Source organism: Alistipes sp. D31t1_170403_E11 (assembly GCF_015553985.1).
GTDB classification, from domain to species: Bacteria; Bacteroidota; Bacteroidia; order Bacteroidales; family Rikenellaceae; genus Alistipes; species Alistipes montrealensis.
The window spans coordinates 64,577-78,021 of record NZ_JADNHQ010000001.1 but is presented as its reverse complement, the minus strand read 5'-3'; the positions used below and the strand labels follow the sequence as shown (position 1 = coordinate 78,021).

The 13,445-nt window shown below is 56.1% G+C and carries 12 protein-coding genes; 7 read left to right on the top strand and 5 right to left on the bottom strand.

Features of this window, described 5'->3' with window-relative positions:
* Positions 1-299: 299 nt before the first annotated feature.
* From I2E69_RS00340 to I2E69_RS00330, 3 genes are read right to left on the bottom strand one after another with little or no spacing between them, the layout of a single operon-like run.
* Positions 300-3,098: a M16 family metallopeptidase gene (locus tag I2E69_RS00340; RefSeq protein WP_195458752.1), complete on the bottom strand. Its 2,799-nt coding sequence runs from the start codon at positions 3,096-3,098 to the stop codon at positions 300-302.
* A 34-nt stretch (positions 3,099-3,132) separates the two neighbouring features.
* Positions 3,133-3,351, bottom strand: a complete 219-nt coding sequence (locus I2E69_RS00335) for a helix-turn-helix domain-containing protein (protein ID WP_195458167.1) — start codon at positions 3,349-3,351, stop codon at positions 3,133-3,135.
* Between the two features lie 53 nt (positions 3,352-3,404).
* Positions 3,405-4,118 (bottom strand): DUF2975 domain-containing protein, encoded by a 714-nt coding sequence (locus tag I2E69_RS00330; protein WP_195458166.1) that lies wholly within the window; start codon positions 4,116-4,118, stop codon positions 3,405-3,407.
* Between the two features lie 335 nt (positions 4,119-4,453).
* Between I2E69_RS00330 and I2E69_RS00325 the strand changes: the two genes are divergently transcribed.
* Positions 4,454-5,425, top strand: a complete 972-nt coding sequence (locus I2E69_RS00325; protein ID WP_195458165.1) for a fimbrillin family protein — start codon at positions 4,454-4,456, stop codon at positions 5,423-5,425.
* Between the two features lie 65 nt (positions 5,426-5,490).
* Here I2E69_RS00325 and I2E69_RS00320 read toward each other — a convergent pair whose 3' ends face one another.
* A complete protein-coding gene (locus I2E69_RS00320; protein ID WP_195458164.1) occupies positions 5,491-6,102 on the bottom strand; it encodes a hypothetical protein in 612 nt (203 codons plus the stop codon).
* 86 nt (positions 6,103-6,188) lie between these two features.
* Between I2E69_RS00320 and I2E69_RS00315 the strand changes: the two genes are divergently transcribed.
* The 6 genes from I2E69_RS00315 (at position 6,189) to I2E69_RS00290 (ending at position 11,990) form a co-directional block, all read left to right on the top strand.
* The gene (locus I2E69_RS00315) at positions 6,189-6,920 is read left to right on the top strand and encodes an acyl-[acyl-carrier-protein] thioesterase (RefSeq protein ID WP_195458163.1); all 732 of its coding nucleotides are present in this window, start codon (positions 6,189-6,191) and stop codon (positions 6,918-6,920) included.
* A 72-nt stretch (positions 6,921-6,992) separates the two neighbouring features.
* On the top strand, positions 6,993-7,535 hold the full coding sequence (locus tag I2E69_RS00310) for a ferritin-like domain-containing protein (RefSeq protein ID WP_195458162.1): 543 nt from the start codon (positions 6,993-6,995) through the stop codon (positions 7,533-7,535).
* A gap of 103 nt (positions 7,536-7,638) precedes the next feature.
* Positions 7,639-8,781 (top strand): glycosyltransferase, encoded by a 1,143-nt coding sequence (locus I2E69_RS00305; protein WP_195458161.1) that lies wholly within the window; start codon positions 7,639-7,641, stop codon positions 8,779-8,781.
* A gap of 128 nt (positions 8,782-8,909) precedes the next feature.
* Positions 8,910-10,811, top strand: a complete 1,902-nt coding sequence (locus tag I2E69_RS00300) for a glycosyltransferase 87 family protein (RefSeq protein ID WP_229095297.1) — start codon at positions 8,910-8,912, stop codon at positions 10,809-10,811.
* Positions 10,808-11,587 (top strand): polysaccharide deacetylase family protein, encoded by a 780-nt coding sequence (locus I2E69_RS00295; RefSeq protein ID WP_195458160.1) that lies wholly within the window; start codon positions 10,808-10,810, stop codon positions 11,585-11,587. The genes I2E69_RS00300 and I2E69_RS00295 overlap by 4 nt, the downstream gene beginning before the upstream one ends.
* On the top strand, positions 11,580-11,990 hold the full coding sequence (locus tag I2E69_RS00290; protein ID WP_229095295.1) for a GtrA family protein: 411 nt from the start codon (positions 11,580-11,582) through the stop codon (positions 11,988-11,990). The genes I2E69_RS00295 and I2E69_RS00290 overlap by 8 nt, the downstream gene beginning before the upstream one ends.
* Positions 11,991-12,055: 65 nt before the next feature.
* On the opposite strand, the gene I2E69_RS00285 is transcribed toward I2E69_RS00290, so the two are convergent.
* Positions 12,056-13,444, bottom strand: a complete 1,389-nt coding sequence (locus I2E69_RS00285; RefSeq protein ID WP_195458159.1) for an MFS transporter — start codon at positions 13,442-13,444, stop codon at positions 12,056-12,058.
* Position 13,445: the final 1 nt, after the last annotated feature.

Genomic DNA, 13,445 nt, shown 5'->3' with positions numbered 1-13,445 from the left:
GGGCAATAAAAAACTGCGACTCTTCCGGGTCGCAGTTTTTTTGTGCTGTGGAGGCAGATTGCTTGCGGCAGCAGGAGTGCGGGGTTCTCGAAGCGACTTTGGTTGTGGGTTTCGGGGCATCTCCGTTGCAATAGGAAGAGGCTCGGCCGCGCGCTGTGCGTCGGCGTATGCCGATAAACGGGCGAAAGCCCTTCGGCGGAGTAAACCGGTTGCGGAGCGAACGGTTTGCGGGATTATCCGGATAAAGAAAAGGCAGCCTTAGCGAGGCTGCCTTTTCAGAAATAGCTGCTTGTCGGTGCTTATTTCGAAGGACGCATGATCACCTTCATAAGGTTGCCGTCGGCAAGAATCTTCTTGGCAATGGCCTGCACATCGGCATTGGTCAGGTCGCGGATTGCCTGCTCGTGGTCGGCGACGTAGTTGAGTCCCGACTCCTCCTTGATCTGGAGGTATTGCATCCAACTGCCGTTCTGTTCGAGGCTGTTTTTCCAGCTTTTGAGCATGTATTCGCGGGTTTTCTCGATATCCTCGGTCTTGGGACCGTTTTCGGCAATCTCTTCGATCTCCTTCATCACGATCTCGCGCAGTTCGTCGGCCATCTCCTCGTTGGTGTCGAATGCGATGGTTACGCCGTATGTCTGGTGGGGGATATACGTCGTCGTTCCCTTGACTCGTACGCCGTAGGTTCCGCCCTTCTCCTCACGGATCGAGACCAGGTAACGCGAGTTGAGCGCCTGCGTCAGGAAGGTCAGGGCCATCTTCTCCTTGAGCGTGTAGGGCATCTTGCCGGTGAATTGGTAGACGACCGAAACCTTGGGCTGCTGCATCGGAACGGTGAATTCCTCGGTAACTTCACCCGTGACGGGAGCCACCTTGTCGTCGACGTAGTTTATCGCTTTCTTCGACGTGGGAATCGAGCCGATGTACTTTTCGACGAGCGGTTTGAGCGTCGCAAGATCGACGTTACCCACGAACGTGAAGACGAATCCGTTGGCGCCGGGGTAGAGCTTCTCGTAGATGGCAGGCAGTTGCTCGAAGTCGAACTTGTCGACGATTTCTACCGAAATCATCTGACGGCGGGGGTTGTTGCCGTAGGTGACATCGATGACTTTCTCCTGCATCAGATAATCGGGGTTCGTTTTTGCGTTGTCGAGCTGCGTGCGGAGCATCTTGATCAGGTTGTCATAATCGTTCCGGTCGAAGCGGGGCTGCGTGAAATTGAGGTAGAGCAATTGGAGCATTGTCTCGATATCCTTGGGCGAGCAGACGCCGCCCATGGCACTCGTGTAATTCTCCACCGAAGGCTGTACGGAAGCCGATTTGCCCGAAAGCTGTTTCTTGAGCTCCGTGGCGGAGAACTTGCCGACGCCCGACATCGAGTTCACGGCGGGCATCATCTCGCCCATATAGAACTCCTCGTCAGAGAGCAGCGACAGTCCACCTTTGGCTACGGCGCTCATGCGCACCTCGTCGGCCTTGTAAGTCGTGGGTTTCACAACGATTTTCGCACCGTTGGCCAGCGTCCATTCGGTCGTGCCGAGCAGCTTGTCTTCGGTCGTCTTCTTCACGGGCGAACCTTTGAGTTCGGTTCCTTCGGCGATCAGCGGCTCCTTCACCACGTTGTCCTCATAGGCCGTGATTTCCGCTGCGGTGACTTTGTCGCGGATGGCCAGAATCTCCTCGGCGGTCGGTGTCGCGAGGCCCTCTTTCTCGGGGGCATTGACCACGATCACCTGGTTCGTCGGAGTTATGGTCTGCTGTGCGAATGCGTTGACGGCATCGACGTTGAGCATCTTGATCAGCATGCTGTCGAGTTTCCATTCGGTCTCGGCGTCGGGCATCGGGTGATTTTTCCGGAAGCCGTCGAGGTAGGTCTGTACGAATTCGCCGTTGCGGCGGTCGTTGCGGTTGGCGTACGAACGTTCGACCTGACGCATCAGGTTCTCCTGGGCGCGTTCGAACTCACCCTGCGTAAATCCGTAGCGGCGCACCTTTTCTATTTCGGTGTAGAGCGTTTCGAAGCCGCGGGCCAGCTTGCCGTCCTGCGTCATGGCCACGAATACGGTGGCGTCGAGCGTCGGGATGATGCCGATTACATCGCCCGTACCCATGCCGGCTCCGAGGAACGGCGCATCGGGCTGCATGGCGATCTCCTGCAGACGGGCGTTCTCCATGGTGGTCATGTAGGCTTCGATTATGTTGGTCGCTTCGGCGAGCATCGTATTGGCCATCTGCTTGGGAAGGGCCGGACGCTTGATGAAGACCTGCACCTTCGTACCCTGCATTTCGGGATCGGTGAAGATGCTCACGATGGGTTCCTCGTTGTCGGGAACCACGATGGTCTCTTTCTGCGAGGCATTGGCCGCGGGAGCCGGAATGTCGGCCATCAGCGTCTTGATCTGGGCTTCCACGGCGTCTACGTCGATGTCGCCGACGATCACTACGGCCTGGTAATCCGGACGATACCACTGGTTGTAGAAATCCTCCAGTTCCTTGTGCTGGAAGCTCTTCAACCCGTCGAGGTAGCCGATCAGGTTGCGGTGCTCGTATTTCGAGCCCTTGCCCAGAGCTTGCAGCATCTTCATCGACGAACGCCACGAAGCGCCGTCGCGCGTGCGGAGTTCTTCCATGATCACGCCGCGCTCCGAGTCGATCTCCTTGGGTTCCAGGGCGATGAAATGCGACCAGTCGTGCAGGATCAGCAGCGCCGAGTCGATAATCCCCTGGCGTGAGGTCGGTACGTCCGAAATGTTGTAAACCGTATAGTCCCAACTGGTTCCGGCATTGAGATTGGCGCCGAATTTCACGCCTACGGTTTCCAGATACTCCGTGAGCTGTTTGCCCGGGAGGTTTTTGGTTCCGTTGAAGGCCATGTGTTCCAGGAAGTGGGCGAGTCCTTGCTGCGAATCGTTCTCCTGGATGGCTCCCACGTCGTGGAGGATGTAGAAATCCGCCTGGCCTTTCGGCTTTTCGTTGTGGCGGATGTAGTAAGTCATCCCGTTTTCCAACTTGCCCGTGCGTACCTCCGGGTCGACGGGGATGGGTTGGTTCATCTGTGCCACGGCGCTGCCTGCGGCGAACGCCGCTACGGCCAGCATCATTAATTTTTTCATAGGCTTTGGTATGAGGGTGTTATTCTTTCGTCTCTTCGGGGCGGTATTCGATGATGTCCCCCGGCTGGCAGTCCAGTTCGCGGCAGATCGCTTCGAGTGTCGAGAAGCGGATCGCCTTGGCTTTTCCGTTCTTGAGGATCGAGAGGTTGGCGGGCGTGATGTCGACCCGTTCGGCCAGTTCGCCGAGCGACATTTTGCGTTTGGCCATCATTACGTCTATATTTATGATTATCGCCATAATTCCCTCCCTTCTCCTTGTTTTGGTTTCAGTTCTCTCATGTCGGCGTTATTTTAAATAGTGTACTTCTGTTCCTCGCTCAGGTTCTGGCCGATAGCAAAGACCTCGGCGGCGAAAAGAATCAGGATACCCATGATAATCATTGCATAGGAGATGTGGAAACCCGTGTCGACGGTGTATCCGCTGTCAGCAAGCAGTTCGGCGGCACGGTTGTTCATCACCCAGTTTACAGCGTCGCTGATCAGTTCGGTGACGATCGTCAGCATGCCGATCGCACGCAGATACCAGACGTTGCGCTTGTCGAGCGTGCGCTCTTCGCGGATCGAGCGGCGCAGCGAATGTATGATCATGAACATCAGTACGATGATGGCCAGGTAGAGGAGCGGGCAAAGCATGACCAGCGCATAAATCCATGCGCTGCCGCCTACCGAACGGAAGGCCAGTCCGAGCGGCGACGCCTCGGGGGCGTCCTGTTCGACGATCAGTTCGAGTTGCCGGACGCTCGCGCTGATTTCGCTGCCTGTGGTTGCGGCGACCTGGACGACGTTTTCGGGTTGTCCTGTGATGCGGATGTCTCCCAGCATGTAAATCATGCGCGGGACGCCGGATTTCCATTTTTCGGCAATGTCGTGGCCGAGTTCCATGCCTTCGGCCGCACCCCGTGAAAAGTTGGGCAGGACCCCATGGGCGATGCTGGCTACGAGTACGATAAAAAACGTAATGTAGATGACCAGCAGGCGCTGCAGGAGTGATTTTTTGTTCTGCATGTGTTACTCTTTTGGTTTTAACTGATGCAAAGATAGGATTAATTTTCGAAAAACAAATAATATTTATCGTTTTTCGATAATTTTTTTAGCGTTTTGAAGTTTCAAGATCCAGAACTCGACAGGGATTCGTCCGGCAATCCGGGTGAAAATGAAACAAAAGCGTCCGATGATCATACACGGTCGTTTTCGTACTCTCAGAGGCCCTGAATGTGTCGGAAATGGAAGGACAACGGTAGTATGGACGTGTTAACTTTGTCTTAGCTTTGAACGAGGATATAACGCAAACTGATAAATGTATATTAAAAAAAGTCACTAACCCTTAAAAAGCAAAAATTATGAAAAGCCTACTCTTAACTGCAGCTGTTGCTGCACTGGCCTTTACCGGCTGTGCGACGGAAGATACTCCGGTCGGCCCCGAAGACCTTGCGGTTAAATTTTCGACCGAAATTTCCAGTGTTACGCGAACGGCGCCGACAATCAAGAAAAATTTTGAGGACGGAGATAAATTCAGCGTTACGGCTACGAGCGGATTGGGAGCCGCCATGCAAACTTCGTGGATGGATGGTATCGTCTTGTCTAAGACGGGGAGTGCCTGGAGCAGCCTTGGGGATACCTACTACTTCAAAAAAGGCTATAAGTATTCTTTCGCTGCTTATTCGCCTACGGAAACAGCCCTTACAATGACAGCCCCCGAGGCTGTGCCTTATACCGTATCCACCACTCTTGCCGACCAGAAAGACCTGTTGTATGCCTCTGCTTCCAAGGATTTTACGAAGGCAGATGAAACGGCTGTCGTAAGTTTGGGATTCCAACATGCCCTTGCACAGGTGCGCTTTACGGCTAAGACGACAGAAGATTATTCGGCTTATTATACCGTAACCCTGAAGACGATTGAGCTTCAGGAAATCAATTCGAAAGGTAATCTGAAGTTCAGTGACGGTACCTGGACTTCGCTGACAACGCCTGTCAGCTATTCTATTACTTACGATAAGGTCTTGACTGCAACCGAGGTGGAGATGACTAATGCCAGCAACGATGTGTTGATGCTGATTCCGCAGAATCCCCAGGATAAATCAATGGTGATTACGCTGGATGTAGCAGCCGTCGAGAACATGGGCGACAGCAATCTCAATGGAAATAAAACGGTTACCTTGACTGTTCCTGCAACGGCCTGGCTGAGCGGATATGCATATACCTATGATATTACGTTGAATTTGGATTCGACGTTAGGTATCGTTCCTTCGATTACCGACCCTACGATCAGCGAATGGAAGGATGGTGGGAAGATTCCGGTCAACAATAAGTGATTGAACAGACAGACAAGAAGGCCGCATCCGATAGATGCGGCCTTCTCTGTTTTACGGGGTGAAATTTACTCTACGTTGTCTTTCATCTGCTTCCAGAACGAAGCGTTGATCGACATGCCGATCGACATAAACAGGACGACCAGCACGAACATGACGACGAACGTGATGAAGCCGACGTTGATCATGCCGCAGATAGCGCTGAAAACCAGCATGACAATCGAGGCGAGTACTCCGAATACGAGGATGACGAAGAACATCGTCCATTTGCTGCCGTAGGTAGCGTCGTTCGAAGCCTTGATGGCCTGCATCGGGTTCTTGCCTTTTTCGATCAGGAAATAGTAGGCCAGCGACCATGCGATCGAGAGCACGATGCCCGGAACGATCATGAAGATCATGGCGATGTAGATGGGAATGACCATCAGGCCCATGGTGATCAGGAATTCACCCATGTAACGGCGGTACTTGCTGTCGAAGATTCCCAACGGATTGATTACCTCGCCTTTGGCAAGCTGCGTCGGCAGCAGTGTGATGGCGATGAAGGTTCCGATGTTGATGTAGGGGATCCAGATCGTGATTAAAAACAGCACGACGGCGGCAATGACCGACGGGGCATTCTTCACGCCGATGGCGACGGAATCTTTTAGGGTTTCTCCGAAATCAAGTTTTTTTACTTCCATAACTAACAATTTTTAAGGATTAGCGTCTTTCACAAATATATGAAAAAAATCGTATATTTGCCTGCATAACCGTAAAATTCAACGAAATGGCCGAGAAATCATGCTATAATTACCGGGTCGAACCCCAGGATGTGGACTTCACGCTGCGGGCGACGATTCCTTCGCTGGGCGGTTCGATCCTCAATACCGCAGGCATCGACGCCCACGGAAAGGGTTTCGGCGTCGATGCGCTGAACGCCGACAATCATTCGTGGGTGCTCTCGCGTATGGCCGTCGAATTCGATTACCAGCCCACCCAATATACCGACTATACCGTTGCTACGTGGATCAGCGATTACGGCCGCGTGCTTTCGACGCGAAATTTCACGCTGACCGACCTTGCCACGGGCCGTGAATTCGGCCGTGCCGTGACGCAGTGGGCCATGATCGACCTGCAAACCCGCTCGGCGATGGACCTTTCGTGGGTGGGCGACGCCCATGCCGACGCTATTGTCGATGCCGCGCCTCCGACGGACAAACCGCGCAAAATCCGTGAAGTAAATCCGACCGAAACGGTCGAACATCGCGTGGTTTACAGCGACATCGACTTTAACCGCCATGTCAACACGATGCGCTATATCGAGATGATGCTCGACATGCTGCCCGTCGAAATACTGACGCAGGAGGCTTCCGTACGGCTGGACATTCATTTCCTCAGGGAGTGCCGTTTCGGGCAGACGTTGCAGGTGGGGTGCGAGCTGCGTGACCGCTCGGCGCTGTTCGAAATTTCGGGCGATGGAACGACGGCCGCCGTGCGTGCCTCTATCGAATGGAAATAGGCCCTCGGGGAATGCTCCGGAAGGTGTTTATGGAACGGGTTTTGCAACTAAGGCTGCAAAACCTTTTTCATTATGGAAAGCGCAACTAAAACACAAACGAAAAACAAGTATCAGGTAAGCATCGACCTGCTGAACGATGCCGTAGGCAAGGAGATCGCCACCTCGCTGCAATACATGTATTTCCACACCCATTTCGAGGATGACCGTTACCAGTATCTCTCGAAGATCATGCGTGAGATTTCGATCGCCGAAATGCGCCACATCGAGGAATTTTCCGACCGCATCCTGTTCCTGCAGGGCGACGTGGACATGAACGCTTCGTTCCGCACCAAGCAGATTACCGACGTGAAGGAGATGCTGCGCATGGCAATGCAGCTCGAGCAGAGCACGATCGACAGCTACAACGAGGCTTCGCGCATCGCTTCGGAGAACAAGGACGCCGTGACGCACAAGATGTTCCAGGACATCATCGTCGAGGAGGAAGAGCATCTCGATACTTTCCGCACCGAGTTGCAGAATGTGATCGACTACGGTGAGGAGTACCTTGCACTGCAATCTGCCGCCGGCAGCAAGCATACGTCGAAGAGTTTCAAACATTCGGGCAGCGGCGAATAGCACGCCCTTCGGACAAAATCTTCGGGGCCCCGGTTGCGGGGCCCCGTTTTTTCGTATCTTTGTGAAGAGAAGTCCTGCATTGCAGAAAGATGATTTGCACACTATGAAAATTACGATTTTGGGACCTGCGCACCCGTACCGCGGCGGCTTGGCGTCGATCATGGAGATCATGGCCCGCACGTTTCAGCAGCGGGGCAACGAGGTCGACATCAAGACCTTTACGCTCCAATACCCCTCGCTGCTGTTTCCCGGCGAGAGCCAGACCGTCGCGACTCCTCCTCCTGGGGACCTTCGTATCTGCCGGTGCGTCAATACGATGAATCCGCTGAACTGGATTCGTGTCGGCCGCCGTATCCGGCGCGAACGCCCCGATTTCGTGCTGATGAAGTATTGGACGCCTTTCATGGCCCCCTGCTTCGGGACCATCGCCCGCATCGCCCGCCGCAACGGCCATACGAAGGTGCTGTGCCAGATCGACAACGTCGAACCGCACGAACATCACCTGACCGACAAATCGTTCAACCGCTATTACCTGCGTTCGGTCGACGGTTTCGTCTACATGTCCGAACAGGTCCACAGCGAACTCAAACCATACAGCGAAGCTCCGGCCCTGTTCTCGCCGCATCCGCTGTTTGAGAATTTCGGCGAACGCGTCGGGCGTTCGGAGGCGTGCGTGCGCCTGGGCGTGGACCCTGCAAACCGCTATGTGCTTTTCTTCGGGCTGATCCGCGATTACAAGGGATTGGATCTGCTGCTCGACGCCTGGGCGCAGCTCAAACGGGCGGGCCGCACCGAAGGCCGCCGGCTGATCGTCGCGGGTGAGTTTTACACGGCGAAAGAGCCGTACCTGAAACAGATTGCCGACAACGGGTTGCAGGACGAAGTGCTGCTGCACGACCGCTTCATTCCCGACGACGATGTGAAATATTACTTTTCGGCGGCGGATTTCGTCGTCCAGCCTTATAAGACCGCCACGCAGAGCGGTGTGACGCAGATCGCTTACCAGTTCTGCGTGCCGATGGTCGTGACGGCGGTCGGCGGACTGCCCGAGATCGTGCCCGACGGGCGTGTGGGTTATGTTTGCCCCCCGACGGCCGACGGGGTTGCCGCGGCTATCGGGCGGATGTACGAAGGCGATACGCTGACGCGTTTCCGGGAAAACTGCGTCGATGTGCGCCGGCGTTTTTCGTGGGCCGAGATGTGCAGCCGCATCACGGAACTCTACGGCATGGTGGCTCCGAAATAGGGTGCAGGCCGGCAAAGGCTTACATTTTTGGTATTTCGTTTGCTATTTGGGTGAAATGGACCTATCTTTGCCGGACCTAACCTTACTCTCGAATAGTGGCGTCACAATCGATCAATCTGAAAAGCAGATTGCTGAATCCGTATGTCGTGTTGGCCGTGTGGGTGCTCTGCACCCTCCAGATCTGCATCTCTCTATCGTTGGCCGCTCCGGCCAGCTACAATAATTTCCTGGTTTTCCGCGGGGTTTTCGACCACCTGTTCTCCTCGCTGCCCCTTTACGAAGCTTATCCGCTCGAATACGGCGACCTGAACCATTACGGTCCGGTCTTCGGGTTTATCATCGCGCCTTTTGCCGTGCTGCCGGTGTGGCTGGGCCTGTCGTTGTGGTGTATGTGTCTTTCGCTGTCGCTCTACTGGGCGGTGCGGCGGCTTCCGCTGCCCGTCGTCCTGACGACCCTCATCCTGTGGCTGACGCTCAACGACTTCTACGGAGCCTGTTTCAAGCAGCAGTTCAACATCGCGGTTGCCGCGCTGGTCGTCGGGGCGTTCGTTATGATCGAGAAACGCCGCGAAGGGTGGGCCGCACTGTTCATCGTCATCGGTACGTTCGTCAAAATCTACGGCATCGTCGGGCTGGCTTTCTTCTTCTTCGTGCGGCGCAAATGGCGGTTTATAGGCTACATGGCGCTGTGGAGCGCCGTGGCCCTGCTGCTGCCGCTGTTGTTCGTAAGCCCCGAATACCTCTGGGCGCAGTACCAGGCGTGGTACGTCGACATTGCGCAGAAGAATGCCGAGAACATGTTCTGCGCCTATACGAATATCTCGCTGGTGGGCGCCGTACGCAAAATCAGCGGATCGACCGCCTACTCCGACCTGCTGATCATCGTCCCCGCCATGCTGATGTTCCTGGTTTCGTACCTGCGTATCGGGCAATATAAATACCTCGGCTACCGCCTGACGATCCTGGCTTCGCTGTTGCTGTTCGTCGTGCTGTTCAGCAGCGGCAGCGAGGTCAGCGGCTATGTGATCGCCTCGCTCGGCGCGGGCATCTGGTGGGTGACACTTTCCCCCCCCCGGCGCGGCTGGCTTGAATGGCTGTTGCTGGCCTTAGTCCTCTTCGCCAGTTTCTCCTATAACCTGCTGCCGACGAAGTTCTACCGCGGCGTTTTCATGGCCTATGCGCTGCGTGCATTGCCGTTCGCTGCCGTCTGGCTCCATTGCATCTGGCGGCTGTGGCGCGAGGATTTTGCCGCGACGGACCTTGCTCTGGGATATGGACCCCGTCCGACACAGGACGACGCGTTCGAAGAACCCCGTCCGGCACAGCCCGGCGATACGCTCGATATCGTCTGCCCCTGCTACAACCCGCAACCGGGATTCGTCGGTTCGCTGGCACACGGACTTGAGGAGTTGCGCGGATTTTATCCGGACAAGCAACTGCACCTGATCGTCGTCAACGACGGTTCGCCGCGCAACTTCGGGGACGAGCAGCGCGCCGCTCTCCGGCAGGCCGTTCCGGGAGTCGAGATCGTCGATATTCCCCACGGGGGAAAGGGTGCGGCCATCCGCGCCGGTATCGCATGCTCCCGGGCGCCTTACACCATCTATACCGACATCGACATGCCCTATACCGCCGAGTCGATGCGCGAGGTGGTCGACCGGGTGTTCGCCGGGGAGGACGTGGTGATCGCCGTCCGCAACCGGAGCTACCATTCGCAGCTTTCGCCCGTCCGCAAACTGATGTCCTACGGTTCGAAGATGCTCAACCGCATCTTCCTGAACATCCGCCATACCGATACGCAGGGTGGCCTGAAAGGGCTGTCGCCCCGTGCCCGGGCAGTCATGCTGCGCACGCGGATTTCCGACTTTTTGTTCGACACCGAATTCGTCGTCCTTGCGGCGCGCGACAAACGCCTGCGCATCGGGGAGGTCGAAACTTCGCTCCGCGACGGGATCGTCATGTCGAAGATGTCCGGGCGTGTGCTTTTCCGTGAATTGAGAAACTTTTTCCGCATAGCCATCCGCTTATGACAGTAACACTCGGTTTCGATGTCGAGGAGTTCGATTTCCCGCTCGAAAGGGGACGGAAGATCGACTTCGATACACAGCTCGCGGTGAGCACCGAAGGGCTGGAATTCCTGTTGCAGCTCCTTGCACGGCTCGGTCTGCGGGCGACGTTCTACACGACGGCCAATTTTGCGCTCCACCGCCCCGAACTCATCCGCCGCATCGTCACGGGAGGACACGAGGTGGCCTCGCACGACTATTATCATGGATTGACCGCCGGAGCCGACCCTGCCGGGAGCAAACAGGCGCTCGAAAAGCTGACCGGGCAGACCGTGACCGGTTACCGTGCTCCGCGCCTGGCCGCGGTCTCCGCCGCAACGCTTGCCACTGCGGGTTACAAATACGATTCGTCGATCAACCCGACCTGGATTCCGACGCGTTACAACAACCTCCGCGCTCCGCGTTCGGTGTCGCACCGTGACGGACTGGCAATCTATCCGGTTTCGGTCTCCGCGCCCTTCCGGGTCCCTTTGTTCTGGATTTCGCTGCACGTCATGCCGCTGCCGCTCTATAAACAGCTTTGCCGCAGTGCCCTGCACCGCGATGGGCACTTGAACCTCTACTTCCACCCGTGGGAGTTCTCCGGACGGTTGAAAGACCCTGCATTCGGCGTTCCGGGCTATCTTTCGCATTGTTCGGGACCAGCGTTGCAAAATAAGTTCACCCGGCTGCTGGAGTGGCTGAAATCCCGCGGATGCCGTTTTACGACGACCCGCGAATACCTCGGATGCGATGAATAGGGTAGGAATGCTGATCCGGGCGCTCTACGAGAGCGCTTTCGTGCGTTTCGCCGTCGTAGGCGGCATTGCCACGGGAGTCAATTATGCGACCTATGTCGTGCTGGTAAGGCATTTCGACGACCTCAGGCCCGCCTTTGCCTACGTCTGCGCCTTCTGTGTCAGCATCGTGTGTAATTTCATCCTGTCGAGTTATTTCACTTTCCGCGTGCAGCCTTCGGTAGCGCGCGCCGCGAAGTTCCTGGCGGCTCACCTGATTAACCTGGTCAACGAACTGGTGCTGCTCGAAATCTGGCTGTGGGTAGGCGTGCCGAAACTCTATGCGCCGCTGTGTGTCTTTGCGGTCGCTTTTCCCATCAATTTCTTCCTGGTGCGTTTCGCCCTGCGCGGTCGCCTGAAAATCTGAAAAAACAGGGGCCTGTCGTGCATCGCATGACAGGCCCTTTCTTCATTTATTGGGTGTAGCTTGGGCTACTTCTTGATATTGGGCAGTTCCAGCCCGTATTTCTTTTTCCGGTCTTCGGCCTTGAGCCATATTCCCAGCAACATCGCCAGCACGCCGCAGGCGACGAAGATCAGCATCGGCCGCGTGTAGTCATAGGGCATACCTTCGGCGCGCCCCTCGTTGAAATATTTGAGTGCGAATCCGAAGAGCATCGGGAACAGGCACAGTCCGATGTTCTGAATCCAGAAGATCAGCGAATAGGCCGAACCCAGGTAGCGCGTCTCCACGATCTTGGGAACCGACGGCCAGAGTGCTGCCGGAACCAGCGAGAACGAAATGCCGAGCAGGACGATCGAACCGTAGGCGATGGGTTTGCTCGGGAATTCCGGGAGCACGAATGCAAAGGTCAGGTGGCATACGATCATCAGCATTGCGCCGAGAATGAGCATCGTGGCGCCTTTGCCCTTGTGGTCGAGATAACGGCCCAGGAACGGAGTAATGGCCGCCGCACCCATCGGGAACCAGCGGAAAATGTCGGCCGCAGTCTGGGCCGATACGCCGAGGTTGCTCTCCAGCATGTTCGTGGCGAAACGCTGGAAGGGGAAGATGGCCGAGTAATAGAGCACACAGAGGAAGGCAATGATCCAGAACACTTTGCTGCTGAGGATAAACTTCAGGTCGCTGACCTTGAATTCCTCTTCGCTGCCTCCGCCGCCCCGGCTGTCGAGGCCGAGTTGCTTGTCCAGTTTGCGGTCCATGAAGGAGAAGATCACGAAGGTCAGCAGGCCGATCAGCAGCAGCAGGGTGCAGAACGCCACGGGACGCACGACCGTGGCGGGAGCCATGTTGGCCAGCCAGGGCGAAAGCGAAAAGACGGCGAAGACGCCGACGCGTGCGATGGCCATTTCGAGTCCCATGGCCAGGGCCATCTCCTTACCCTCGAACCACTTGGCGATAGCCTTCGAAACGGTGATGCCGGCCATTTCCATACCGCACCCGAAGATCATGAAACCCAGCGACGCCAGCTTGGCCGAAGCGGGGAACGAAATCCACCACGAATTGAGCCACGCTTCGACGCCCGAACCTGCGAACAGGTCACTCACGGCGTAGTATTTGATTGCGGCGCCGATAAACATCAGCGACGCCGACAGTTCACCCGTAAACCGCACGCCCATCTTATCGAGGATGATGCCCGCGAGAATCAGGAATCCGAAGACGTTGAGAATAAACTCCGAACTGCCGTACATGCCGAACACGTCGGGAGTCCATCCGCGCTGTGCTTCGATCATGCTCTGGAGCGGCGACATGAGGTCGACGAACATGTAGCCGAAGAACATCGTGGATGCGATGAGCACCAATGCCGTCCATCGGGCCGCAGGCGAATCGTTCAGTTTGCGTTGGATAGTTTCTACCATA